Origin of the sequence: Streptomyces sp. NPDC002088 (assembly GCF_040296605.1) — a bacterium.
GTDB lineage: Bacteria > Actinomycetota > Actinomycetes > Streptomycetales > Streptomycetaceae > Streptomyces.
In genome coordinates, this window is the sequence record NZ_JBEOXO010000004.1 from 227,126 (window position 1) to 251,823 (window position 24,698).

General features: G+C 70.1%; 26 protein-coding genes and 1 pseudogene. 10 read left to right on the plus strand and 17 right to left on the minus strand.

The window, feature by feature from the left end:
- Positions 1–5: 5 nt before the first annotated feature.
- The 12 genes and pseudogenes from aspA to ABT114_RS10995 all read right to left on the minus strand — a co-directional run bounded on the left by aspA (position 6) and on the right by ABT114_RS10995 (position 11,964).
- The gene (gene aspA, locus ABT114_RS10940) at positions 6–1,418 is read right to left on the minus strand and encodes an aspartate ammonia-lyase (protein ID WP_351140942.1); all 1,413 of its coding nucleotides are present in this window, start codon (positions 1,416–1,418) and stop codon (positions 6–8) included.
- An 18-nt stretch (positions 1,419–1,436) separates the two neighbouring features.
- A complete protein-coding gene (locus tag ABT114_RS10945) occupies positions 1,437–2,459 on the minus strand; it encodes an asparaginase (RefSeq protein ID WP_351140944.1) in 1,023 nt (340 codons plus the stop codon).
- Between the two features lie 44 nt (positions 2,460–2,503).
- A complete protein-coding gene (locus ABT114_RS10950; RefSeq protein ID WP_351140946.1) occupies positions 2,504–3,943 on the minus strand; it encodes an amino acid permease in 1,440 nt (479 codons plus the stop codon).
- Positions 3,940–4,617 (minus strand): FadR/GntR family transcriptional regulator, encoded by a 678-nt coding sequence (locus tag ABT114_RS10955; RefSeq protein WP_351141364.1) that lies wholly within the window; start codon positions 4,615–4,617, stop codon positions 3,940–3,942. Before ABT114_RS10955 ends, ABT114_RS10950 begins: the two co-directional genes overlap by 4 nt.
- 166 nt (positions 4,618–4,783) lie before the next feature.
- The gene (locus ABT114_RS10960) at positions 4,784–5,620 is read right to left on the minus strand and encodes an undecaprenyl-diphosphate phosphatase (RefSeq protein WP_351140948.1); all 837 of its coding nucleotides are present in this window, start codon (positions 5,618–5,620) and stop codon (positions 4,784–4,786) included.
- A gap of 83 nt (positions 5,621–5,703) precedes the next feature.
- Positions 5,704–6,078: a fluoride efflux transporter CrcB gene (gene crcB, locus ABT114_RS10965; protein WP_351140950.1), complete on the minus strand. Its 375-nt coding sequence runs from the start codon at positions 6,076–6,078 to the stop codon at positions 5,704–5,706.
- Between the two features lie 71 nt (positions 6,079–6,149).
- Positions 6,150–6,245: pseudogene (locus ABT114_RS10970) on the minus strand (DUF190 domain-containing protein); the annotation flags it as partial.
- Entirely contained in the window at positions 6,242–6,697 is a 456-nt protein-coding gene (gene crcB / locus ABT114_RS10975; RefSeq protein ID WP_351140952.1) for a fluoride efflux transporter CrcB, read from the minus strand. The gene crcB (ABT114_RS10975) and the pseudogene ABT114_RS10970, both read right to left, overlap by 4 nt.
- Before the next feature lie 76 nt (positions 6,698–6,773).
- Positions 6,774–7,736 (minus strand): SMP-30/gluconolactonase/LRE family protein, encoded by a 963-nt coding sequence (locus ABT114_RS10980; protein ID WP_351140955.1) that lies wholly within the window; start codon positions 7,734–7,736, stop codon positions 6,774–6,776.
- 43 nt (positions 7,737–7,779) lie between these two features.
- Positions 7,780–8,067, minus strand: coding sequence for an ArsR family transcriptional regulator (locus ABT114_RS10985; protein ID WP_351140957.1), 288 nt, complete (start codon positions 8,065–8,067; stop codon positions 7,780–7,782).
- Positions 8,068–8,260: 193 nt separating this feature from the next.
- Complete coding sequence (locus ABT114_RS10990) at positions 8,261–9,820, minus strand: glycosyl hydrolase 53 family protein (protein WP_351140959.1); 1,560 nt, start codon at positions 9,818–9,820, stop codon at positions 8,261–8,263.
- Between the two features lie 122 nt (positions 9,821–9,942).
- Complete coding sequence (locus ABT114_RS10995) at positions 9,943–11,964, minus strand: beta-galactosidase (protein WP_351140961.1); 2,022 nt, start codon at positions 11,962–11,964, stop codon at positions 9,943–9,945.
- A gap of 239 nt (positions 11,965–12,203) precedes the next feature.
- Here ABT114_RS10995 and ABT114_RS11000 point away from each other — a divergent pair, with 239 nt between their 5' ends.
- The 7 genes from ABT114_RS11000 to ABT114_RS11030 all read left to right on the plus strand — a co-directional run bounded on the left by ABT114_RS11000 (position 12,204) and on the right by ABT114_RS11030 (position 17,598).
- Positions 12,204–13,523 carry an ABC transporter substrate-binding protein gene (locus ABT114_RS11000; RefSeq protein ID WP_351140963.1) on the plus strand — a complete coding sequence of 440 codons (1,320 nt, stop codon included), beginning with the start codon at positions 12,204–12,206 and terminating at the stop codon, positions 13,521–13,523.
- The gene (locus ABT114_RS11005) at positions 13,520–14,446 is read left to right on the plus strand and encodes a carbohydrate ABC transporter permease (protein WP_351140965.1); all 927 of its coding nucleotides are present in this window, start codon (positions 13,520–13,522) and stop codon (positions 14,444–14,446) included. The genes ABT114_RS11000 and ABT114_RS11005 overlap by 4 nt, the downstream gene beginning before the upstream one ends.
- Entirely contained in the window at positions 14,443–15,348 is a 906-nt protein-coding gene (locus ABT114_RS11010; protein ID WP_351140967.1) for a carbohydrate ABC transporter permease, read from the plus strand. Before ABT114_RS11005 ends, ABT114_RS11010 begins: the two co-directional genes overlap by 4 nt.
- Positions 15,345–16,376, plus strand: a complete 1,032-nt coding sequence (locus tag ABT114_RS11015; protein ID WP_351140969.1) for a LacI family DNA-binding transcriptional regulator — start codon at positions 15,345–15,347, stop codon at positions 16,374–16,376. Before ABT114_RS11010 ends, ABT114_RS11015 begins: the two co-directional genes overlap by 4 nt.
- A 70-nt stretch (positions 16,377–16,446) precedes the next feature.
- Entirely contained in the window at positions 16,447–16,632 is a 186-nt protein-coding gene (locus ABT114_RS11020; protein ID WP_351140971.1) for a hypothetical protein, read from the plus strand.
- Between the two features lie 151 nt (positions 16,633–16,783).
- On the plus strand, positions 16,784–17,134 hold the full coding sequence (locus ABT114_RS11025) for a VOC family protein (protein ID WP_351140973.1): 351 nt from the start codon (positions 16,784–16,786) through the stop codon (positions 17,132–17,134).
- 74 nt (positions 17,135–17,208) lie between these two features.
- A complete protein-coding gene (locus ABT114_RS11030) occupies positions 17,209–17,598 on the plus strand; it encodes a MarR family winged helix-turn-helix transcriptional regulator (protein WP_351140975.1) in 390 nt (129 codons plus the stop codon).
- A 24-nt stretch (positions 17,599–17,622) separates the two neighbouring features.
- Here the strand turns inward: ABT114_RS11030 and ABT114_RS11035 are convergent, their stop codons facing one another.
- The 4 genes from ABT114_RS11035 to ABT114_RS11050 all read right to left on the minus strand — a co-directional run bounded on the left by ABT114_RS11035 (position 17,623) and on the right by ABT114_RS11050 (position 21,115).
- Positions 17,623–19,101, minus strand: a complete 1,479-nt coding sequence (locus ABT114_RS11035; protein WP_351140977.1) for an outer membrane protein assembly factor BamB family protein — start codon at positions 19,099–19,101, stop codon at positions 17,623–17,625.
- A 275-nt stretch (positions 19,102–19,376) separates the two neighbouring features.
- Positions 19,377–19,841 (minus strand): hypothetical protein, encoded by a 465-nt coding sequence (locus ABT114_RS11040; protein ID WP_351140979.1) that lies wholly within the window; start codon positions 19,839–19,841, stop codon positions 19,377–19,379.
- Positions 19,778–20,464 (minus strand): hypothetical protein, encoded by a 687-nt coding sequence (locus ABT114_RS11045; RefSeq protein ID WP_351140981.1) that lies wholly within the window; start codon positions 20,462–20,464, stop codon positions 19,778–19,780. Before ABT114_RS11045 ends, ABT114_RS11040 begins: the two co-directional genes overlap by 64 nt.
- A 258-nt stretch (positions 20,465–20,722) precedes the next feature.
- Positions 20,723–21,115: an SseB family protein gene (locus ABT114_RS11050; protein ID WP_351140983.1), complete on the minus strand. Its 393-nt coding sequence runs from the start codon at positions 21,113–21,115 to the stop codon at positions 20,723–20,725.
- Positions 21,116–21,468: 353 nt separating this feature from the next.
- On the opposite strand from ABT114_RS11050, the gene ABT114_RS11055 reads away from it, so the two are divergent.
- Both ABT114_RS11055 and ABT114_RS11060 read left to right on the plus strand, forming a co-directional pair.
- Positions 21,469–22,914, plus strand: a complete 1,446-nt coding sequence (locus ABT114_RS11055) for a glyceraldehyde-3-phosphate dehydrogenase (protein WP_351140984.1) — start codon at positions 21,469–21,471, stop codon at positions 22,912–22,914.
- Between the two features lie 148 nt (positions 22,915–23,062).
- Positions 23,063–23,308 carry a non-reducing end alpha-L-arabinofuranosidase family hydrolase gene (locus ABT114_RS11060; protein ID WP_351140986.1) on the plus strand — a complete coding sequence of 82 codons (246 nt, stop codon included), beginning with the start codon at positions 23,063–23,065 and terminating at the stop codon, positions 23,306–23,308.
- Between the two features lie 303 nt (positions 23,309–23,611).
- On the opposite strand, the gene ABT114_RS11065 is transcribed toward ABT114_RS11060, so the two are convergent.
- Positions 23,612–23,827, minus strand: coding sequence for a DUF4177 domain-containing protein (locus ABT114_RS11065; RefSeq protein WP_351140988.1), 216 nt, complete (start codon positions 23,825–23,827; stop codon positions 23,612–23,614).
- Between the two features lie 221 nt (positions 23,828–24,048).
- Between ABT114_RS11065 and ABT114_RS11070 the strand changes: the two genes are divergently transcribed.
- Positions 24,049–24,696 (plus strand): DUF6629 family protein, encoded by a 648-nt coding sequence (locus tag ABT114_RS11070; protein ID WP_351140990.1) that lies wholly within the window; start codon positions 24,049–24,051, stop codon positions 24,694–24,696.
- The last annotated feature ends 2 nt before the right edge of the window (positions 24,697–24,698 follow it).

The window sequence follows — 24,698 nt, forward strand, 5'->3', positions numbered from 1 at the left end:
GCTGGTCAGGCCAGGGGTGCGCCGCTGCCCGCGACGACCTCGGGCCGGAGCAGCGCGGCGAGCCGCTCGGCAGGCAGCAGGCCCTTCTCCAGGACGAGTTCGGCGACTCCGCGGCCGCTGGCGAGGGCCTCCTTGGCGATGTCGGTGGCGGCCGTGTACCCGATGTGCGGGTTGAGGGCGGTGACCAGCCCGATGGAGTTCTCGACGGTCGCCCTCAGCACCTCCGTGTTGGCGGTGATGCCGACCACGCAGCGCTCGGCGAGGGTCAGGCAGGCGGTCCGCAGGTGGGTGATGCTCTCGGACAGGGAGTGCAGGATGATCGGCTCGAAGGCGTTGAGCTGGAGCTGTCCGGCCTCGGCGGCCATGGTGATGGTGACGTCGTTGCCGATCACCTCGAAGGCGACCTGGTTGACGACCTCGGGGATCACCGGGTTGACCTTGCCGGGCATGATGCTCGAACCGGCCTGCACCGGCGGCAGGTTGATCTCGCCGAGGCCCGCGCGCGGCCCGGAGGACAGCAGGCGCAGGTCGTTGCAGCTCTTGGAGAGCTTGACGGCGATCCGCTTGAGCACGCCGGACATCTGCACGAACGCGCCGCAGTCCTGGGTGGCCTCGACGAGGTTGGCGGCGGTGACCAGCGGCAGTCCGGTGATCTCGGCAAGGTGTCGGCGGGCCGACTCGGCATATCCGGCGGGGGCGTTGAGGCCCGTGCCGATCGCGGTGGCGCCCAGGTTGATCTCGTGGATCAGCTCGACGGCCTCCGCGAGGCGGCTGCGGTCCTCGTCCAGCATGACGGCGAACGTCGAGAACTCCTGGCCGAGCGTCATCGGCACGGCGTCCTGGAGCTGCGTACGGCCCATCTTCAGTACGTCGCGGAACTCGACGGCCTTGCGGGCGAAGGCGTCCTGGAGTACCGCCATGGCCTTGAGCAGGCCGCGCACCGCGAACACCGTCGCGACCTTGACAGCGGTCGGGTAGACGTCGTTGGTGGACTGGCCGAGGTTGACGTCCTCGTTGGGGTGCAGGTGCGCGTACTGGCCCTTCTCGTGGCCCAGCAGCTCCAGCGCCCGGTTGGCGACGACCTCGTTGGCGTTCATGTTGGTCGAGGTGCCCGCGCCGCCCTGGATCACGTCCACGACGAACTGGTCGTGCAGCTCGCCGTCGCGGATCTCGCGGCAGGCGGCGACGATGGCGGCGGCCTTCCCGGGCTCCAGCAGCCCGAGTTCCTCGTTGGCGAGGGCGGCGGCCTCCTTGACGGCGGCGAGGGCGTCGATCAGGTGCGGGTAGGCGGAGATCGCGGTGCCGGTGATGGGGAAGTTCTCCGTGGCGCGCAGGGTGTGGATGCCCCAGTACGCCTCGGCGGGGACGTCACGGTCGCCGAGCAGGTCGTGCTCGCTGCGGGTGGCTGCGGCGGTCATGGCTGTGCGGGCCTTCTCTCAGACGTGGGTGTGCGAGGGCTGCGTGAGCGGATCGAGAGCACGCACCGGCCGGACGCTGCCGACCGGCCGACCGCCCCCGAGCAGCGGCTCGCCGGCAAACTCGGCGAGAACCGCCGGGCCGACACCGGCCCGGGCCAGGGCCGCCGCGGCGACCGGGACGCGCGCCCGGTTCGCGCCGTCGGCGATCTTCACGGCGATGGCTCGGCCGTCGGGCAGGGCGGCGACCTGGACGCCCTCGAAACCGTCCTTGGCGAGCAGACCGGGCACGGCCCGCATCAGCGCGGCCACGTCACGGCCGGAGCCGGAGGCCATCTCGGCGTGCTCGCGCATCGCGTCGGCCACGCGTGCCTCCGGGGTGCCGGGGGCGGCGGTGGTGATACGGGCGGCGGCACGGGCGAGGCCGTGCAGGGAGACGGCGAACAGCGGGGCGCCGCAGCCGTCGACGGTCACCTGGGCGACGTGCTGCCCGGTGAGGTCCTCGACGATCTCCGCGATGGCCGTCTGGAGCGGGTGGTCGGGGTCGAGGTAGTTCTCCAGGGGCCAGCCGTTGAGCTTGCAGGTGTACAGCATGGCCGCGTGCTTGCCGGAGCAGTTCTGGGCGAGTCGGGAGGGCAAACGGCCGTCCCGCACCCAGGCGTCCCGGACGACCGGGTCGAACGGCAGGTCGGGGACGTTGCGCAGGTCGTCCTCGGTGACGCCGGCGAGCTCGAGGATCCGCCGGGTACCGGCGAGGTGGTGCTCCTCACCGGAGTGGCTGGCGGCGGTGAGGGAGAGCAGGTCGCCGTCGAGCGGGAGCCCGGCCCGCACCATGGCGACGGCCTGGACGGGCTTGAGCGCCGAGCGCGGGTAGAAGGCGGCCTCGATGTCGCCGAGCTGGAAGTGGACCTCGCCGTCGGCGCCGAGGACGACGACGGAACCGTAGTGGACGCCCTCGATCACCCCGCCGCGTATGAGGTGGGCGACGGGAGCGTGGAGGGGTTCACGGACCGCGGGTGCGTCCGCTAGGGAACTGCTGTACATCACTGCCTGGATCACTGGTGGGTGGGTGGGGACCGGCACGCGGGTCACGCGTCGGCCTTGGAGGAGATGCGCGCGATGCGGCCACGGACGGCGTACCAGCCCGCGACCAGCGCTGCGACGATCAGCGGCAGGCACAGCACGGTGGTGCGTCCGGCGCCGCCGTCGGCGTACATGAGGACCAGGACGGAGGCGAGGAAGGCCATCGTCACGAGTTCGGTCCAGGGGGAGCCCGGCAGTCGGTAGCCGGGGCGGGTCAGTTCGCCCTTCTGGGTCTTCCGCCAGAAGAGCAGGTGACAGAGCATGATCATGCCCCAGGTGGCGAGGATGCCGATCGCGGCGAAGTTCAGGACGATCTCGAACGCGTCGGCGGGGACCACGAAGTTGAGGCCGACGCCGAGGACGCAGATGCCGCTGGTGAGCAGGATGCCGCCGTAGGGGACCTGGCTGCGGCTCATCCTCGCCGTGAACTCGGGCGCGGAGCCGTTGACGGCCATGGAGCGCAGGATGCGGCCGGTGGAGTACAGGCCGGAGTTGAGCGAGGACATGGCCGCGGTGAGCACGACGAGGTTCATCACGCCGCCCGCCGCCGGGATGCCGACGTTGGACAGCACGGTGACGAAGGGGCTCTCGCCGCCGGTGTACGCGCTCCAGGGCAGCAGCATCGACAGCAGGACGACCGAGCCGACGTAGAACAGGCCCACCCGCCACATGATCGAGTTGATCGCCTTCGGCATGATCTTCTCGGGGTTCTCGGTCTCACCGGCCGCGACGCCGACCAGTTCGACGGAGGCGTACGCGAAGACGACGCCCTGGATGATCAGCAGCATGGGCAGCAGGCCGTTGGGGAAGATGCCGCCGTTGTCGGTGATCAGGGACGGGCCCGGGGTCGCGCCGTCCACCGGGTGCTGGGTGACCAGCAGGAAGATGCCGATACACATGAAGATCACCAGCGCGCTGACCTTGACGATGGCGAACCAGAACTCCAGTTCGCCGAAGATCTTCACCGAAATGAGGTTCACGGTGAGGACCACGGCCAGGGCTATCAGCGCGATCACCCACTGCGGGATGTCGGAGAACATGCCCCAGTAGTGCGTGTAGGTGGCCACCGCGGTGATGTCGGCGATACCGGTGGTCGCCCAGTTCAGGAAGTACATCCAGCCCGCGGTGTACGCGCCCTTCTCGCCGAGGAACTCCCGGGCGTACGACACGAAGGCGCCGGAGGACGGGCGGTACAGCACGAGTTCGCCGAGCGCGCGCACGACGAGGAAGGCGAAGACGCCGCAGACGGCGTACGCGATGAACAGGGACGGGCCGGCGTCGGCGAGACGGCCGCCGGCGCCGAGGAAGAGGCCGGTGCCGATGGCGCCGCCGATGGCGATCATGTTGACGTGGCGGGACTTGAGGGACTTGCTGTAGCCCTCGTCTCCGGCGTCGGTGTGTCCGGACGATGGGCGCGTCTCGTCTTTGAGGTGCTGCTCGCTCACGCCTCGGGTCCGCCTTCCGTGGGGATGTCCGCGCGCGCGGGGCGCACGATGTCGGTGAGGGTGGTCTCGACGCGGTCGAGGTGGTGGGACATGGCCTCCACCGCGTCGTGTTCGGAACCGTCGATCAGCGCCTCGACGATGGCCCGGTGCTCACGGTTGGACTGCTCACGCCGGCCGCCCAGCTCGTTGAGGAACGCCGACTGACGCGCCAGTGCGTCGCGGATCTCCTCGATGACCCGGCGGAAGACCGGGTTCTGGGCGGCCTCGGCCACGGCGAGGTGGAAGAGGGTGTCCATCGCGACCCACGCGGTGGTGTCCGTCTCCCGCTCCATGCGGTCCAGCAGGTAGGCGAGGTGGTCGAGGTTCTCCGAGGTGCGGCGCAACGCCGCGTACCCGGCGACCGGGATCTCCACGTGCCGGCGCACCTCCAGCAGGTCGCTGGCCGCGTAGTCGCCGAAGGTGGGGTCCTCCACGGCGTTCGCGACCACGAAGGTGCCCTTGCCGGTCCTGGAGACCGTCAGGCCCATCGTCTGCAGGGCACGCAGGGCCTCGCGCAGGACGGGCCGGGAGACCTCGAGGGTGCGGCAGAGCTCCGCCTCGGAGGGGAGCTTGTCGCCGATCGCGTACTCGCCGCGCTCGATGGCGCCGCGGAGGTGGCCGAGCACCGCTTCCATGGCGCTGACGCGCCGCGGTATCGAACCACCTGTCTGGCTGTCTGACAGGTTCACGGGAGTGATACTCCGGGTGACGACAGGGAGCTGTCAAGGGCGGTGAAAAAAGAAATTCACGGGGCGTGAAGCCTGAAAACCTGCTTCACACCCCGCACCGTGCCAACGTGGCTCAGCTGTCGAGGACACCCGTGGCGAGCAGGCCGAAGAGCCCCACGCCGACGACGATCCGGTAGATCACGAAGGCGTTGAAGGAGTGCTTGGCGACGAACTTCAGCAGCCAGGCGATGGAGCCGTAGGCGACCACGAAGGAGACGAGCGTGCCGACGGCCAGCGGGGCCGCGCCCACGCCCGTGCCCAGGGCGTCCTTCAGTTCGTACAGGCCGGCGCCGGTGAGCGCGGGGATGCCGAGGAAGAACGACAGGCGGGTGGCGGCCACCCGGTCCAGGTCGAGGATGAGCGCGGTGGACATCGTGGCGCCGGAGCGCGAGAAGCCGGGGAAGAGCAGCGCGAGGATCTGGGAGCTGCCGACCAGCATCGCGTCCTTGAACGAGGTGTCGTCCTCGCCGCGCTTGTGGCGGCCCATCTGGTCGGCCACCCACATCACGCCACTGCCGACGATCAGCGAGCCCGCGACCACCCACAGCGAGGCGAGCGGCCCCTCGATGAGCTTCTTGGCGGCCAGACCCACGGCGACGATCGGAATGGTGGCGTAGATGACCCACCAGGCGAACTTGTAGTCGTGGTGGTAGCGCTCCTCCCGGTTGGTCAGACCGCGGCCCCACGCGGAGACGATCCGCACGATGTCCTTGAAGAAGTACACGAGCACGGCGGCGATCGCGCCGACCTGGATGACGGCCGAGAACCCGACGACGGCGTTGTCGTCGACGGGGATGCCCATCAGCCCCTCGGTGATCTTCAGGTGGCCGGTGGAGGAGACGGGGAGGAACTCGGTCACTCCCTCGACGGCTCCTAGGACGACGGCTTGGCCGACGGAGATGGCACTCATGGAATCCAGTTCTGAAAAGTTGGTCGACAGTGCTGTAGACAGTCTTACTACGTGTGCGGATGTCGTCCGACCGTTCCGACCGCCTACGACCACAAAGCTTGGGCAATCCACACCCCGGCGAATGCCGCGCCGAGGCCCGCCGCCACGCTCGTGACGACGTTGGCGGCAGCGTAGAGGCCCGCGCCGGTCTCGGTCAGCCGCAGTGTCTCGTACGAGAAGGTCGAGTACGTCGTCAGGGCCCCGCACAGGCCGGTGCCCAGCAGCAGCTGAAGGTGGGACCCCGCGGCGCCGGCCGCCACCGCGCCGGTCAGGAGGCCCAGGATCAGACAGCCGGTGACGTTGACCACGAAGGTGCCCCAGGGGAAGACCGAGTCGTGCCGGGACTGCACCGCCCGGTCGGTCAGATAGCGCAGCGGGGCACCCACCATGCCTCCGATGACGACCAGCACCCAGTTCACAACGACTTCTTACTCTTCGCGCCCGTTTTGCCGGACTTCTCGTCGCGTCCGACGTACCTGATCACTTCGCAGTGGACGATCTCCGTGTAGAGGGGCTTGTGGTGCCACATGTCGTTCTCGCCGACGAAGAGGGTCACGCGCAGGGCGCTGCCGGTCAGCCTCGTCATCGCTGCCTCCAGGTCAGGACGCGGCGGGTCGCCGTCGCGGCGAGCCATACCGCCAAGAGCGCCGCGAACAGGGTCGCGGCGAGATAGGCAAGCGCCGCGCCCGGGTGGCCCGCGTCGAGCAGCTTCTGGATGTCGACGGCATACGTCGAGAAAGTGGTGAAGCCGCCGAGCACGCCGGTGCCGAAGAACGGGCGCACCAGCCGGTGAGCGGTCCACGCCTCCGTGACGAGCACCAGGAACACGCCGATCACCGCGCAGCCGGTGACGTTGACCCAGAAGGTCGTCCAGGGGAAGCCGCCGGTCCGGGCGGGCCACCACAGCGAGGCCGCGTACCGGGCCGTGGCACCGAGAGCGCCGCCGAGGGCAACCACCGCGACCACGGGGAACTGCCCGCGCCGGACGGGCTGCCGTGGCACGGGCCTGCGGATGCTCTCGACTTCCGGGCCTGTCATGTCGTACGTCTCCTGCCTGGGCCCCTTACCGCACCACAAGCGGTGATCATGACCGGTCAACAGGGTAACGCCCGGCTCACTCGGGGGCGGGCGCCTCGCACACCGCGACGCCCCGCTCCCACAGACTCCCGAGGATCAGATGACCACCGGACTCGCACACGCTGGTGACCATGCGGAACCCGGAGTGGTGGCGGGCGAGGTGGTGCAGCACCCGGCCGTCGTCGTCCACGGCGAGGACGCCCGCCGTCCCGGTCGGGCGGAAGGGGACGCGTACGGCCACGCCGGCCGCGGCGTGGCGTACGGCCGGTGCGGCGCGGTGGAGGAGGTCCAGCGGGGGGACGCGCGGGCCCGCCAGCGCGACCCAGATCGGACCGTCGGGTCCGCCGCGCCAGATGTTGTCGGGCATGCCCGGCAGGTTCTCCGCGAAGGGCTCGGCGCGGCCGGCCTTCGGTCCGGTGAGCCAGTAGCGGGTGAGCCGGCCTGCCCCGGTCTCGGCGATCACCAGGAAGGTGCCGTCGGCGCCGGAGGCGAGTCCGTTGGCGAACTGCAGCCCCTCCAGCAGCACTTCGGGCGTCTCGCTGCCGGGGGCGAGGCGCAGCAGCCGTCCCGTGCCGGTGTGTTCGACCAGGTCACCGATCCACTGACGGAGGGAATAGCGGCGGCTGGAGACGGTGAAGTAGACGGCGCCGTCGGGCACGGCGACGACATTGCTGCAGAACCGCAGCCGCTCCCCCGCCACCGAGTCCGCGAGGATGCGTACGGCGCCGTCGTCGAGGTCGATGCGCAGCAGTCCGCGTTCCGCGTCGCAGACCAGCAGGGAGCCGTCCGGCAGGAGTTCGAGGCCGAGAGGCCGGCCGCCGGTCTCGGCGAGCACCTCGACGCGGGCCGGTGCGGGGCCGGTCAGCCCGTCTAGGCGCAGGATGCGGCCGTCCTCCACGCCGGTCAGGACACGGCCGCGGGTGTCGGCGACGACGTCCTCCGGGCCGTGGCCGCCGAGGGCGACGTAACGGATCGGGACGAGTGGCGTGGGACGGTCCATGGGCGCTTGTCCTTCGTGCTCGTGACCGGCGGTGACCGACCTTCTACCACCCTTTCTCAAACAGGCGCGCCACCTCCGCGATCCGCACCTCGTCGCGCCGGTAGTAGGTGCGGCGCCGTATGCGCTTGGTGCGCAGCAGGCCGATGCCGGCCAGGAGGCCCAGGTGGGTGTCGGCGACCGAGCGACGTACGCCGAGCTTCGCGGCGACGGTTGCGGCGCTGACGCCGTCCTCGACGAGGTCGGCGTGTCGCTGCGGTGGAAAGTGCGCGGCGGGATCCTTGAGCCACTCCAGGATGTCCAGACGCCTGTCACCGACCGGAGCCCTCAGCATCTCGTCTCCTCCGTCCGAGCCTCCTCGTACCGAGTCTTCCCACTGTTGCGCAGTCCGGACCGCTCCGTCCGGAACTCGGCCCCCGTTGACCGATATCGAACTCCCTTACGAGGCAGAGGAGTTCGCCTGGGACCGGTGACGACACGCAGCGGGGCCCGGCCGCACCCACACGGCCGGGCCCCTCGTCACGCACTCAGCGGTGGCTGAACCACGACATCGACGAGAGCGCCGTGTCGTCGTAGCCGAACAGGGCCTGGTTCTCCCAGCCGTTGCCGGAGGTGGCGTCGGTCGGGTCCCAGCCGTTGCCGGTGACCGCGGTCCAGGTCGCCTCCCAGTAGAAGACGCCGAGGCCACGGCCGTTCGGGACGGCCTCCACGATGTTGGCCACGCTGTTCATCCAGGCCAGCTGGCCGGCCGCCGTCGCCGGGTAGCCGGAGACCAGCTCACCGGTGGTGTCGATCTGGTTGGTGAGCGAGTCGTCGCTGTCGAGACGGAACGGGTAGGCCGTCTCGGCGATGAAGACGGGCTTGCCGTAGCGCGAGGCGACGTCGTCGAGGGTGGTCTGCGCCGCGGCGAGCGTGCCGTGCCAGTAACCGTAGTACGACAGGCCGATCACGTCGTAGTTGATCCCGTACGTCTTCGCGTTGTCGAACCACCAGCGGACGGTGGCGTCGTCACCGGCGTTGGCCAGGTGCAGCGCGACCTGCGTGCTGGAGGAGACCGCCTTGGCCGCGCTGTAACCGGAGTTGATCAGGCCGGCGAGCTGCGACCAGTTGTCGGTCGAACCCTCGGACCACAGCATGCCACCGTTGATCTCATTGCCCACCTGGACCATGTCGGCCGTGGTGCCCTGCGCCTTCAACGCGTTCAACACATCGTACGTGTGGTTGTACACGTCGGTCTTCAGTTGACTGTACGAGTGCCCTGACCAGGCGGCCGGCTTGGTCTGCTTGCCCGGGTCTGCCCAGGTGTCCGAGTAGTGGAAGTCGACCAGCAGCTTCATGCCCTGCGCCTTGATGCGCTTGGCCATGGCCAGCACGCGCGTCTGGTTGTTGTAGCCGTCGGCCGGGTTCACCCAGACCTTCAGGCGCGCGTAGTTCATGCCGGCGGACTTCAGGATGGCGAGCGCGTCGCCGGTGGTGCCGGAGCTGGTCTTGTAGACCCCGCCGAGGGCCTCGCTCTTGGCGAGGGACGAGATGTCGGCACCCTTGATCGACAGACCGGTCGTGCCGGACGCGAAGGTCAGGTCGTCAACATTGATCCAGTTGCCCGCGTTCGCGTCACTGTTGATGCTGATCGTGCACTGGTTGTTCGTCACATTGATCGACGTGACGATACGGACCCAGCTGCTGGACGAGACCGGCAGATCGGTGCGCTGCTCGGAGCTTCCGCAGTTCTTCAGGGCTATGTACGCGGAGTTCTGGCCGCCGCCCGAACGGACCCAGGCGGTCAGGGTGTAGTTCCCGTTGGTGAGCCCGGAGAGGTACTGGTACGTCTCCACCTTGTAGGCGGCGGACGAGTACTGGCTGAGGCGGTAACTCCCGCTGTGACCACCGGCCTCGACGTACGAGGCACCGGTGTCGCCGTACTCGGACCACCCGCTGGGCGTGGCCACGCCCGAACCGTCGGTCTCGAAACCGCCGTTGGTGAGGGTGCTTGCCGCCTGTGCGCTCTGGGCGGGCAGCGCGGTGAGGGCGAGCCCGGCGAGGAGCGGTAGCAGCAGGGCCCTGATGGTGCGTCTGGGATGGAACATCTTCGTCCGTCGTCCCTTCGACGTGGTGGGGTTGAAGCGCCCCCGGGGGTGGTGCAACGGGGGTGGGGGCGCGAGCCCCTCCGCCCGCGGCTCGCGGCTCGCGCGGGCGGAGGGGAGTCGGCTCAGCCGTCGAGTCGTACGACCCGGACGGCTCCGGCCGGGACCGCGAGGCGGCCGGCGGCGCGTTCGCCCGTGAGCAGCTCGGTGCCGTGCGCCTCCAGCGGCACCTTGGCGTCCGTGGCGGTGTGGTTGATCGCGAACAGGTAGCTGCCCGACTCGCCGGTGCGGCGCACGACCTCGACGTCGTGGGGCAGTTCGGCGCGCGGGGCGATGCGCGCGTCCTCGGCGGCCCAGCCCAGCAGCGCGTCGAGGCCCTCGCGACCGAGGCGGGTGGAGACGTACCAGGCGGTGCCCTCGCCGAGGCGGTGCCTGGTGACGGCCGGGCGTCCGGCGGGCAGGCCGTCGGCGTACGTCAGCATCGTTTCGGCGCCGCGCGGCACCACGAACTCCGTCCAGACGTCGCCGCCGAGTTCGACGCCGTCGGGGCCGGTGACGCGCACCGACTCGCCGGACAGGAGGGGCGAGAACTCCTCCACGGTCAGGCCGAGGACGTCACGCAGCGCGCCCGGGTAGGCGCCCTCGTGGACCGCGTCGTGCTCGTCGACGATGCCGGAGAAGTACGACACGACGAGGGTGCCGCCGTTCTCGACGTACTCCTTGAGGTTGTTGCCGGCGGCCTCCGTCATCAGGTAGAGCGCGGGTACGACGACAAGGGGATACGCCGACAAGTCGGCTTCCGGGTGGGCGAAGTCGACCGTGAGGTGGCGGTCGTAGAGGGCCTCGTAGAAGGCGTCGGCGCGCTCGCGCGGGTCGTGGTCCTCGCTGGGGCGCCACTGGAGGTTCTGGGCCCACCAGGAGTGCCAGTCCCACAGGACGGCGACGTCGGCCCGGGTGCGGGTGCCGCGGATCTGGCTCAACGCGTCGAGGGAGGTGCCGAGTTCGACGACCTCGCGCCACACGCGCGTGTCGGTGCCGCCGTGCGGCAGCATCGCCGAGTGGAACTTCTCGGCGCCGCGCCGCGACTGCCGCCACTGGAAGAACATGGCGCCATCGGAGCCGCGTGCCACGTGGGCGAGGGAGTTGCGGGCCATCTGGCCGGGGGCCTTGGCGGGGTTGCGGGCCTGCCAGTTGACGCCCGAGGTGGAGTGCTCGAGGAGCAGCCAGGGGGCGCCGTCGGCGACGGAGCGGGTGAGGTCGGCGGCCATCGCGAGGTTGACGTGGGTGCGGCGGCCGTCGGTGATCAGGTAGTGGTCGTTGGAGACGATGTCGACCTCGCGGCCCCAGGCCCAGTAGTCGACCGAGTCGCACTGGCTGAGGGCCGTCATGAAGTTCGTGGTGACCGGCACGCCCGGCGCCAGGCGGTGCAGGATGTCCCGCTCCATGACGAAGTTCTCGCGCATCGTGGCGTCGGCGAAGCGCTTGTAGTCCAGCGCCTGGCCCGGGTTGCCGACCGTCGGGGCCTGGCGGGGCGGGCTGATGTCGTCGAAGCCGCTGTAGCGCTGGCCCCAGAAGGCGGTGCCCCATGCCTCGTTGACCGCGTCGACGGTCCCGTACGAGGTTGCCAGCCAGCGCCGGAAGTGCGCGGCGCAGGACTCGCAGTAGCAGGCCGAGACGGGGACGCCGTACTCGTTGTGCACGTGCCACATCGCCAGTGCCGGGTGGTTGCCGTAGCGCTCGGCGAGCCGGGTGGTGATGTTGGCGGCGGCGGCGCGGTAGTCGGCGTTGCTGTGGCAGATGGCGCCGCGCGAGCCGAACTCGTAGCGCGTGCCGTCGACCGCCACGGGCAGCGCGTCGGGGTGCGCGCGGTAGAACCAGACGGGCGGCACCACGGTCGGCGTGCCCAGGTCGGCACGTATGCCGTTCTCGTGCAGCAGGTCGAGGAGCCGGTCGAGCCAGCCGAAATCGTACGCCCCGGGTGAGGGCTCCAGGAGCGCCCAGGAGAAGATTCCGACGCTCACCATGGTGACGCCGGCCTCTCGCATGAGCCGGACGTCCTCCTGCCAGACGGATTCCGGCCACTGCTCCGGGTTGTAGTCCCCGCCGAAGGCGAGCCTGGTGAGGCCCCTGGGGGTGGTGTCCGGCATTGGGTCTCTCCCGCTTAATCGATCATTTGGGAACGTGCACACACACTGCTGGGCGGCGCGATCCCAACATAACCTCACAGCAACAACCATTGACAAGTGTCCGGGATGTTTCTCTACTGTGAACGCTCACAGAGCATGACAGGGCCTCGCGGCGTGCGGGGACCCAGGTCGTGTGAACGCTCACAGGAGCAGGCAGGCCTCCACATCAGGGTGGGGGCCTCAGGTCAGGGGAGAGATCCATGCCGAACACGAAGCGCCGTCGCCTCGTGGCAACCGCCGTCGCCGTCACCCTCGGCGCGACCGCCCTCGCCGCTTGCGGCTCGTCCGACGACGACAGCGACGCCGAATCGGGGCCGGTGTCGCTGACGTACTGGACCTGGACGCCCGGCATGGACAAGGTCGTCGACCTGTGGAACAAGGGCCAGGGCAAGAAGGACCAGATCAGCGTCACGGTGAAGAAGCAGGCGTCCGGCGACACGCTGGTCACCAAGATCCTCACCGCGCACAAGGCCAAGCAGGCGCCGGACCTGGTGCAGGCCGAGTACCAGGCGCTGCCGACGTTGGTCAGCAATGACGCGCTCGCCGACATATCGAAGAACGTGGGCGACGCCAAGAAGGAGTTCGCCGACGGCGTCTGGCAGCAGACCACGCTGGGCACGGACGCGGTCTACGCGGTCCCGCAGGACATCGGGCCGATGATGTTCTACTACCGCGAGGACCTGTTCAAGAAGTACAAGCTGACGGTTCCCACGACCTGGGAGCAGTTCGCCGAGACCGCGCGCAAGCTGAAGAAGGTGTCTCCCGACACGGATCTGACCACCTTCTCCGCCAATGACTCCGGTCTCTTCGCGGGCCTCGCCCAGCAGGCCGGCGCCAAGTGGTGGACGACCTCCGGCGACAAGTGGAAGGTCGGCATCAACGACACGGCGACCCAGAAGGTCGCCAAGTTCTGGGGCGGCCTCGTCAAGGAGGGCGTCATCGACAACCAGCCGATGTACACCCCGGCCTGGAACAAGGCGCTCGACACCGGCAAGCAGATCGCCTGGGTCAGCGCCGTGTGGGCGCCGGGCACGCTGGCCACGGCGGCGCCCGACACCAAGGGCAAGTGGGCCATGGCCCCGCTCCCCCAGTGGTCCGCGAGCGAGAACGTCACCGGCAGCTGGGGCGGCTCCTCCACCGCCGTCACCACGGACTCCAAGCACCAGGAGGCCGCCGCCAAGTTCGCCGCGTGGCTGAACACCGACAAGGAGGCGCTGAACGCGCTGGCGAAGGAGGGCGGCATCTACCCGGCCGCCACGTCCGCCCAGCTCAGCGGCGCCTTCCTCACGCCGCCGGACTACTTCTCCAACCAGGCCGACTTCTACACCGAGGCCGCCAAGATCGCCGAGACCACCGCGGCCTCCGCGTGGGGCCCGAACGTGAACGTCGCCTACACGTCCTTCAAGGACGCCTTCGCCACCGCCGCGAAGAACAAGTCGGACTTCGTCGCCGCCCTGAACACGATGCAGGACGACACGGTGGCCGACCTCAAGAAGCAGGGCTTCGGAGTCGCTCAGTGACAAGCCCGGCACGCCGGAAGTCGTACGGGGTCAAGGGGGCCCCGTACGCCTTCCTCTTCCCCGCGACGATCCTCTTCGCCCTGTTCTTCGCGCTGCCCATCGGGTACGCGGTCTGGCTCAGCTTCCGCAAGGTGCACGTCTCCGGGCTCGGCCTGGGCTCGGGTGCCCGCGAGGAGGTCTGGGCCGGTGTGGAGAACTACACCGACGCCCTCTCCGACAACGAACTGCTGGGCGGCGCGCTGCACGTGCTCGGCTACGGCTGCATCGTGGTCCCGGTGATGCTCGGGCTCGCCCTGCTGTTCGCGCTGATGCTCGACACCGACAAGGTGCGGCTCGCCCCGTTCACCCGGCTCGCGATCTTCCTGCCGTACGCCATCCCCGGCGTCGTGGCGGCGCTGCTGTGGGGCTTCCTGTACCTGCCGGACGTGAGCCCGTTCTACTTCGTGCTCGAGAAGCTGGGCCTGCCGCAGCCGGACCTGCTGGACGGCGGTCCGCTGTACCTCGCCCTGTCGAACATCGCGGTCTGGGGCGGCACCGGCTTCAACATGATCGTCATCTACACCGCGCTGCAGGCCATCCCGGCCGAGGTGTACGAGGCCGCCAAGCTGGACGGCGCCACCCCGCTGCAGATCGCGCTGAAGATCAAGATCCCGATGGTGGCGCCCTCGCTGGTGCTGACCTTCTTCTTCTCGATCATCGCCACGCTCCAGGTGTTCAACGAGCCGACCACCCTGAAACCGCTCACCAACTCCCTGCCCACCACCTGGAGCCCGCTGATGAAGGTGTACCAGGACGCCTTCGGCAAGGGTGACATCTACGCGGCCGCCGCCGAGGCGACCCTGATCGCCCTCGCCACGCTCGTCCTGTCCTTCGGGTTCCTGCGGGCCGCGAACCGCCGCAACAAGCAGGAGGCAGCACGATGAGTTCTCTTGCCGTCCGTAAGGCCGCTCCGGCCGCGGGCACCACACCGGGCACCTCCCAGGGCCCGCCGCTGCGCCGCCGGATCGCGCTGGTCCCCACGGTCACGTTGCTGCTGGGCGCGCTCTACTGCCTGCTCCCGGTGGCGTGGGTGGTGATCGCGTCCACCAAGTCCGGCCACGAGCTGTTCTCCACCTTCACCTTCCTGCCGGGCAGCGGCTTCGCCGACAACTTCAAGGACCTCAACGCCTACCGCGACGGGGTCTACTGGAAGTGGATGGGCAATTCCGCGCTGTACGCCGGCCTGGGCGCCCTGGTGTCGACGGCCGTCTCGGCGTTCAGCGGCTACGCGCTGGCCATCTACCGCTTCCGCGGCCGCGAGACGCTGTTCAACATTCTGCTGGCGGGCGTGCTGATGCCGCCGGTGATCCTCGCCATCCCGCAGTACCTGCTGCTGGCGAAGGCGAACCTCACGGACTCCTACCTGTCCGTGCTGCTGCCGCAGATCCTCTCCCCGTACGGCGTCTACCTCTCGCGGATCTACGCCGCGGCCGCGGTCCCCGCCGACGTGGTCGAGGCCGGGCGGATGGACGGGGCGAGCGAGTGGCGGATCTTCACCCGCGTCGCGCTGCCGATGATGGTGCCCGGAATGGTGACGGTGTTCCTGTTCCAGTTCGTGGCGGTGTGGAACAACTTCCTGCTGCCGTACATCATGCTCAGCGATGACGAGAAGTTCCCGATCACGGTGGGCCTGTACACGCTGCTGGAGCAGGGGGCGAACACACCTGCCCTGTACACGCTGGTGATCACCGGCGCCTTCCTGGCGGTGATCCCGCTGGTCGCGCTCTTCCTGGTCGTTCAACGGTTCTGGAGCCTGGATCTGTTGTCCGGGGCCGTAAAGTCATGACCATGAACAATGCGGGGGGCCGACGGAAGCCACCGACCATCCATGACGTGGCCCGCGAGGCAGGGGTCTCACGAGGCACCGTCTCGCGCGTGCTCAACGGCGGCCACTACGTCAGCCCCACCGCACAGGAGGCGGTCAACGCCGCCATCCGCAAAACGGGTTACGTCGTCAACCGGCACGCCCGTTCCCTCATCACCGGGCGTTCGGACTCGGTCGGCTTCCTGCTGACGGAGCCGCAGGAGAGGTTCTTCGAGGACCCCAACTTCAACATCCTGCTGCGCGGTTGCACGCAGGCGCTGGCCGCGCACGACATCCCGCTGCTGCTGATGCTGGCGGGTACCGAGGAAGAACGCCGGCGCATAGCGCGGTACATCACGGCCGGTCACGTCGACGGGGTGCTGCTGGTCTCCAGCCGCTCCGGGGACCCGGTGGCGGAGGAGCTGTGCGAGGCGGGCGTCCCGCTGGTCGCGTGCGGCAAGCCGATCGGACTCGGCTCCAAGGTGAGTTACGTGGCCGCCGCCGACCGGGACGGCGCCCGGGACATGGTGCGCCATCTGCTGTCGCTGGGCCGCCGCCGGATCGGCGTGGTCACGGGTCCGCTCGACACCCCGGGCGGTGTGGAGCGTCTCGCCGGCTACAAGGAGATGCTCGCCGAGGCGGGCGTCGCCTTCGACGAACGACTCGTCGTCTCCGGCGACTACAGCCGGGCCAGCGGCGACGCGGGCGCCGAGCGGCTGCTCGCGCAGGCCCCCGACATGGACGCCGTGTTCGTCGCCTCCGACCTGATGGCGCAGGGTGTGCTGGCCGCGCTGCGGCGGGCCGGTCGGCGGGTGCCGGATGACATCGCTGTCGGCGGCTTCGACGACTCGCCCGCGGCGACGGCGGCCAGCCCCGCCCTCACCACCATCCGTCAGCCGTGGGACCGCATCAGCAACGAGATGGTGCGGGTGCTGCTGGCGCAGATCGGCGGCGAGGACCCGGCGGCGGTGATCCTGCCGACCGAGCTGGTCAAGCGCGAGTCGACGTGAGCATCCGAGGGCGCGGGCGGGTCACCGGTCAGGTGATCCGCCCGCGCCCTCGGCGTTCCCCGGTCTGACCATGGCGATCCCCTGGATGGCAGCGGCGGTCGGCATCACGCTGCCGTCGTCCATGACGGATGTCTGGCACGCCCTGACCCTGGCCCGTCCGGCGCCGGCCGGGCTCGTGATCGCCGTGCTCGGCGCCCTCGTCCCGGCCCGGCGCGCTGCCCGGCTGACCGTCGCGGAGGTCCGGCACACCGAGTGACGGCAGCACGCTGGAAGGGCGCGAGCCGCAACCGGTCAGGATCGGAGAAGCCGCCCGGCGCTCCCCCGGCCTAGCGTTGGGACCACCGGCGGAAAACGTCGGTCCGACACCGACGCGCCCCGTCGGCCCGCATCTCACGGAGGAGTACGCCATGACCGCCGGACTCAAGACGATCATCTACCCCGTCAAGGACCTCGCCCGGACGAAGTCCCTGTTCAGCGCACTGCTGGGGGTCGAGCCGTACGCGGACGAGCCTTATTACGTCGGTTTCAAGGACGCCGGCCAGGACGTGGGCCTCGACCCGAACGGGCACGCCAAGGGCATGACCGGGCCGGTGCCGTACTGGCACGTCTCCGACATCCGGGCACGGCTCGCGGCCCTGCTGGAGGCGGGGGCCGAGCTGCTTCAGGACGTGCAGGACGTCGGCGGCGGCAGGCTGATCGCCTCGGTGAAGGACGCGGACGGGAATCTCGTGGGGCTCATTCAGGATCCGGCGGCCTGAGAGGACGTCGAGCTCCTTGCGCGCGCACTAATTGCACGGTCAACGAGTGGCCGGATCGGTGTTACCGTGCGGGTATGGCAGTAGAGACGGCGGCCGCCCGGCTCGAGGAACGGTGGCGGGACATCCTGTCGGTGCACGCGCGCACGATGTGCGAGATCGACCGCGTACTGCACCCGCACGGCCTGGGTGCGAGCGACTTCGAGGTGCTCGACATCCTCGCCACGGAGTCGCCCGAGGAGGGCGACCACTGCCGGGTACAGAACCTCGTCGGACGGGTTCACCTCAGCCAGAGTGCGCTGTCCCGCCTCATCGGGCGGCTGGAAAAGGAGGGCCTCGTCGTGCGCTCCGTCTGCGTGGAGGACCGGCGGGGCGTGTGGGTCGCCCTCACCCGCAAGGGCCGCGATCTGCACGCCGAGGTACTGCCGCTGCAGCGTGCGGTGCTGGCACGCATGCTCGGGGACTAGGGCTGGATCAAGCCGTCTTCTCCGTCATCCCTTGACTCCGAGTGCGGGCGGGTGGCTGTCGCCGTCGGAGTTGACGACGACCCAGGTGTCGTCCGCCCTCAGGAGCTGGGCGGTGTTCTCGATCTTGCCGTCGACGTCGCGCACCATGGTCCCGTCGTCCTCGCCCAGGCGCTCTCCGTCGGCTGCGGCAAGCGTCCACAGCCGGTCGTTGCCGCCGAGCACGGCAACCTGGCCGCCTCCCGCGGGAGCCAGGGCGGTGATCGTGCTGCCCAGGTCCTGGTGCCACAGGCGCTGTCCGTCGCGCAGCGAGTAGCCGGCGACCCGTTCGGGCTCGTCGGCGCCGGGCTTCGTGGCCGCGACGACGAGCGTGCCACCGCTGACCGTCGCCAGCAGTGCGGGACGTGCAGTGAAGGACGTGACCGTCGGGACCACGGTCAGATCCTCCTCGTCGGCCGTGAGGGGGATGTTCACCGGGTCGCCGCCCGAGCCGGAGTAGGCCAGCACGGCGGCGACGCCACGCTCGTCCTCCTCCCTCAACAGCAGGGTGAACGGGTCGGCCGAGACCACCATCACCGTGCTGACGGGGCTCTCCACCGGCAGCTCGCGACTGCTTCGCTCCCGGCCGGTGGTGTTGTCCAGGGTCACCAGCCGTGCCGAGTCGAACTCGCCGAGCTTCGTGCACGTGACGACGACCCTGGTGCTGCCGCCGGCCGCGGAGGCGACCTGCGGCTGGCACTCCACGGCGTCCCCGTCGCCGCCCGTCGGGTTCAGCTTCGCGGTCCAGCTCGGCGTGCCCTCGGCGAGGTCGTAGCCCTGAACCGCTCCGTCCGCCAGCGCCACGGCCACGCCCGCGTCGGCGGTGAGCAGGCTGTCACTGCCGGAGGTGTACTGGGGAACCCCGCTGATCTTCCGCTCCCACACCTTGCGGCCACTGCGCACGTCGACGCCCCACACGGTGTCGCACGGCTCGTCGTACCGTCCGAAGGCGACCAGGCCGATGCCGTCGACGACGCGCTCGCTCATCCCGCACACCGACGCGCGTACGGGAGCCCTCAGGGACCAACGGCGGTCCCCGGCACGGGAGTCGTACGCCACGAGCGCGTCACTGCGTACCCGGACCACCGTCGCGGCGTCCTCGCCGACGCTCCACGCGCCGAGGCCGCGCACCGTCGACGGGCGGTCCCGGCCGGCCTCCCACACGGGGTCGAGGACCGGCCCGCGCATCCACAGATACGCCTGCCAGCCGGGCCACAACGCGAGCAGCACGCCCGCCGAGACGAGGACGGCGGGCAGCGCCTTGCCGGGGCGGATCCGGGTGAACGCGGCGACGGCGGCACCCACTGCGCCGAAACCGGCGAAGGTGAACAGGAACGCCAGCAGGAGGGTCGGCGTGGTGCCGTCCGGGCAGGGGTCGTAGTCGCTGCCGCAGGAACCGCCGGGAATGGACGTCCAGCCCACCCAGTGGTACTCCACCGCCAGTCCGACGACCGCACCGGCCGCCACGACCAACAGGCCTGCAGGCGTCGTTCTCCGCCCCGCGCGCGGTCTGCTGTCCTCAACCACCCCTGGCCCCCGCCCTGTTCCGTTCTGTGACGCTCCCCAGCGCCACCCCTCCGGCACGGAGGGGCGCTGGAGCATAGCGCGGCCGAGTGGATCATGTCAGCGGCATACTGTCCGGACGAACAAGCAGGCCGTCCACCGGGCACAGGAACCACTACCGCGGCCCTGGTGCCGGGGACGAGGCAGTGCGCCGGAACGCCGGGGAGAGCATCCCCGCGCTACCCGGCCGCGGGCGGTCGCCGGTCGGCCGGCCGCTGCGGTGAGACAGAGGTGGCCCGGAAGTCGCGGGGGCCGGTCCACAGGGCCGGGACCGCGTCGCAGCGGCGGCACAACTCGTAGGCGATGGCCTCGTAGTTGACCCGCCAGCCGTGGAAGTGCGGCCATGCCTCCTTGGTCGTGCGCTCGGCCCGGAAGTCGGTGGTCTCCAGCATCTTCACGGCTTCTTCGAACTCGGCGAGGGTCAGCTGGATCGGGGCGTCCGAAACCGGGTCGGGGTCGAACTGGATGCGGACCGAACGGGCGATGTCCCGCAGCGCCGTGAATCCGGCGCGCAGCATCAGACGGGCCTCCGGCGGGGCGCTGCGCGGGGCGAGCGCGAGCTGTATGGCCGCCGCGTCCATCACGGCGACCAGTCCGACCAGCCAGTTGCGGTACGGCCGGGGCGAGCGGAAGGCGAGCAGCACCGGATAGGTGGAGTGGCTCTCGCCCATGTCCGCGGCCAGCCGCTCCAGGACCGGTACAGCTCGGGCAGTGCCGTCTCGGTGTCGACCAGCCACTGCCGGGCCAGGATCTCCGGGCCCCAGGCGGGCTCCCCGGCCCGCGACTGGAGCAGGGTGACCTCCAGCTCGCGCCGGTTGTAGGCGGCGTACAGCGTGGGCAGGTAGGCGATCTGCAGGGCGATGACGACAGGTCCGGTGGCCGCCGCGACGAAGTCGAGCACGGACAGGCTGATCCGGGCGCCGCTGGCGAAGCCGAGGGTGAACAGGCTGGAGCCTGCCTCCCGGAAGGAGGTCGCCCAGGACAGCGGCGACAGTGCGTACAGCAGCAGTCCGTAGCCGACCAGGGCCCCGCCGAGCCAGATCGCGAGCATGCCGATCAGCATGAGCGGGGCGAGCCAGGCCTGCGCGCGGTCGATGGCACGGTAGCCGCCGGAGGGCGCGGCCAGGCGCAGCAGCAGCCGCAGGAGCCACCACAGCCGGAAGACCAGCACGGAGTAGAGGCCCCGCGGCACCACGAGGGTGCGCAGGATGCTGCTGAGGACGAAGAGGAGGACGAGTCCGCCGGCCACGCCGGAGATCCAGAGCATGCGGCCATTCTGGACCGCTCCCGCGCGTACCTCAGGTCAGCGAGTCCCGCACGGCCGCGGGGCGGCCGGTACCGGCATGGCCGACGGCGCCCGGAATCCTTGATGACCGTCGCGTCGCGGGGGTCGCTGCTCACCACATCCCGGACAGGACCTGGGCACGAGGGTGCGCGAGGACCGCCCGCGCCGTCCGGGCCGGGCCGCTCCCCCGCGAATCCGGCGGTCGGGTCTACCCGCCGCCGCGGTAGAGGTCGCTCAGCCCTACGGCCGGGCCAGCAGGGTGCGCACCCCCTCCGAGGTGAGCGTCAGGGCGTGTGACCCGGCGGCGTCGATGGTCAGCGACAGGTCGTCGGACGGCCACTGCGCGGCGAGTGCGCCCAGCGGCACCAGGCGGTAGCGCTGGATGAACGGCAGCAGGTGGGCCATCTCCGGTTCCGAGGTGAACACGGGCACCACGGGATCGCCGCCCCGCTGCTCCAGGACGGGCAGCGCCACGGTGTCCGCGTCCTCCTCGGGAGCGTCGTCGGGTATGGGCACGAGCACGTCGCTGTGCGCGAGCGTGTCCAGCGCGTCCGTGTCCTCGGTGTTCTCGGCCAGCGTGGCCAGCGCCCGCTGGACGGTGCTGCCGGTCTCGTCGTGGGCAGGTGTCTCCATGGCAGATCCCCTGGTAGCGGTGGTCGTGGGCCTGCCCCGTCCGGATGGGACCCGGGCGCGGCTGGGTTCGCGTACCCGATACGGACGGGACCATTCCCGCACCGGCGACCGGATCCTGGTGACCGTGCTCGGCCCGGGCAGTGGGCCAGGGACATGGGCGTCGGCCGGCGGCGCTACCGCGTCACGGCCGTCGTCGCCGCCAACGCGGTCAGCAGGCTCACCCGACGGGGCTGACGGCAGGCGGTGTCCGGCCTGCCGCCAAGTGAGCGTGCCCCGCCTTCTCGGGCCCTCCTCCATGATCGAAATCGCGGGGGGTTAACATCTGAGCACCGCCTAGCTCGAAAGATGAACCTGTGACTGTCAACGAGGACTCGTTCACCAACTGGAAGACCCGCGAGGAGATCGCGGAGTCGATGATCCCGATGATCGGGAAGCTGCACAGGGAGCGGGACGTCACGGTCCTGCTGCACAGCCGTTCCTTGGTGAACAAGTCGGTGGTCAGCATCCTCAAGACCCACCGATTCGCCCGGCAGATAGCCGGTGAGGAGCTCTCGGTCACCGAGACGCTGCCGTTCCTGCAGGCTCTCACCGCGCTCGATCTCGGCCCTTCCCAGATCGACATCGGCATGCTCGCCGCGACGTACCGGACCGACGACCGCGGTCTGACGGTGGCGGAGTTCACCGCCGAGGCCGTCGCCGGCGCCACCGGTGCCAACAAGATCGAGCGCGGCGAGGGGCGCGACGTCGTCCTCTACGGCTTCGGACGCATCGGCCGCCTCGTCGCCCGCCTGCTCATCGAGAAGTCCGGCTCCGGCAACGGCCTGCGGCTGCGCGCGATCGTCGTCCGCCAGGGCGGCGAGCAGGACATCGTCAAGCGGGCCTCGCTGCTGCGCCGCGACTCCATCCACGGCCAGTTCCAGGGCACGATCACCGTCGACGAGGCGAACAGCACGATCGTCGCCAACGGCAACGAGATCAAGGTGATCTACGCGGGCGACCCTTCGGAGGTCGATTACACGGCGTACGGCATCAAGGACGCCATCCTCATCGACAACACGGGCAAGTGGCGCGACCGCGAGGGCCTGTCGCAGCACCTGCGCCCCGGCATCGACAAGGTCGTCCTGACCGCGCCGGGCAAGGGCGACGTCCCCAACATCGTGCACGGCGTCAACCACGACACGATCAAGCCGGACGAGCAGATCCTGTCCTGCGCCTCCTGCACCACCAACGCGATCGTCCCGCCGCTGAAGGCGATGGCGGACGAGTACGGCGTCCTGCGCGGCCATGTGGAGACGGTCCACTCGTTCACCAACGACCAGAACCTGCTGGACAATTACCACAAGGCCGACCGTCGCGGCCGCTCGGCACCGCTCAACATGGTGATCACCGAGACCGGAGCCGCCTCCGCCGTCGCCAAGGCGCTGCCCGACCTGAAGGCGCCGATCACCGGCAGCTCGATCCGCGTCCCGGTGCCGGACGTCTCGATCGCGATCCTCAGCCTGCGGCTCGGCCGCGAGACCACCCGCGAGGAGGTCCTCGACTACCTCCGCGACGTGTCGCTGACCTCACCGCTCAAGCGCCAGATCGACTTCACCACCGCACCCGACGCGGTCTCGAGCGACTTCATCGGCTCCCGCCACGCGTCGATCATCGACGCCGGCCCCACCAAGGTCGACGGCGACAACGCGATCCTCTACCTCTGGTACGACAACGAGTTCGGCTACTCCTGCCAGGTCATCCGCGTCGTCCAGCACGTCTCCGGGGTGGAGTACCCGACCTACCCTGCCCCGGCGGTCTGATCACCGGGGAGCGACCGCTCCGGCGTCCGGCAGACGGGCGGAGGACAGCGGGCGGGGGCGACCGATGCCGATCGGCATCAGGCCGCTTCCCCGCCCGTCCACCCTCCTGGGCCGCGAGATCCAGCGCGGTTGGCACGGTGCACCTGCTGTGCGACTGTTCTCCGCCGACGACGACGGCCGCCAGTACCGGGCCGAGACCACCTTGGCCGAGTTCCCGAGCGGCTTCCGCACCACCAAGGTCGTCCTGCGGGACTCCAAGTCCGCCCAGTTCGAAGGCCAGGCCTTCTACCGCGTGCAGGGCACCAACACCTACCTCCTGATGATGGAGGCCATCGGCAGCAACGGCATGCGCTGCTACCGCTCCTTCACCGCCCAGGGTCTCGACGGCCAGTAGCAGCCCCTCGCCGCCACCGAGGCCAACCCGTGCCGACAGCAGTTCCTCTGCCAGGGCCTCACCCGCCGGTGGCGACTACTCCCAACTGCCGTACCGCCTGGGCCTGCTCACCGCCGCCCTGCCCATGACGCCCGCCTCGGCCTCCTCGATGCACTACTCCCCGGGCGCGCCCCTCCTCCGCTCCTACGACCTGGTCAAACCGGTGATCGCCCAGTCCTCGAATGAGCCGGACGTCGGGTCGTCCGCCCCGCCACGGAGCCCGGTCCGCAAGCAACCGCTCGATCGAAACGGGCTCCGGGACCGTTACCGGCGCGGGCGCTCGAAGGTCAGCAGCAGTCCCTCGACGGCTCCGGGGCCTATGCGTCCCTTGACGTCGGCGGAGGTGATGGCCTTGAGGCCCCAGCCGTCCTCGGCATGCTTGTTCAGGACCTTCTCCAGCTTGTCGCTGTCCAGCGCGTCGCCGATCAGCGACTCCCGGAAGGTGACGACCTTGTACTCGTACGTGTAGGGGCTGCTCATGGTTGCGAAGTCCTCCTGCGGGCCGGCCGGGCCGGGTTGTGGTGTGGTGGCCGGGGCCAGCCAATCATCCTCGGTGCCGCGAGCCACCGACGGCCCCGCTTCGCGGAACATCGGCGCGTGCCCGGCACCGCCTCGGCGGCGCGGCTGTCGTGTCACGCGGACCGTCGGCGGGAAGAGCCGTAGCGTGGGACGGACCCGACGGTGAACCCCTTGGTGGCGTGATGTGCTGGAGTGCGACGGCCGATCTCGTCGCGGGCGCCGGTGTCGCGGCCGTCGGCGTGGCCTGTGTGGCTCGGGTGCGCAGCGGCCGGGATCTTCCGCTCGCCGCACTGCCGTTGCTGCTCGGGGCTCACCAGATCGTCGAGTCGGTGATCTGGGACTCGGGTGGGGGCAGCGGCCCCGCCACCGTCGCGTGGGCCGTCATCGCGCTGCCCCTGCTGGCGGTGTGGGTGCCGGCGGGAGTGATGTGCGCCGCCCCACCGCACGCCCGCCGCCGGCTGGTCCTCCCCCTCGCAGCCGGAGCCGCGACCGCCGCGGTGCTCGCGTACGGCGTTGCCACCGGCCCGGTGACGGCCGAGATCCGCGGTCGCACGGTCGGTTACGTGCTCGGCCTGCCCCACGCCCCTCTGCTCGTCACGGGCTACCTCCTGGCCACCGTGGGCTCTCTGCTGCTGTCCGGCGACCGACGACTGCTGGTGCTGGGGATCCTGGTCGCCGTGGGCGCGTCGGTCTGCTGGGCGCTGTGGCGGCTGGAGTTCGTGTCGACCTGGTGCGCGTTCGCGGCGGTGTGCTCGGTGGTGCTGTTCGCCTGGGTGCGCGCACGCCTGGCCACTCCGGCGGAGCCGCGTGGCCCGATCGCGGGACACTGACC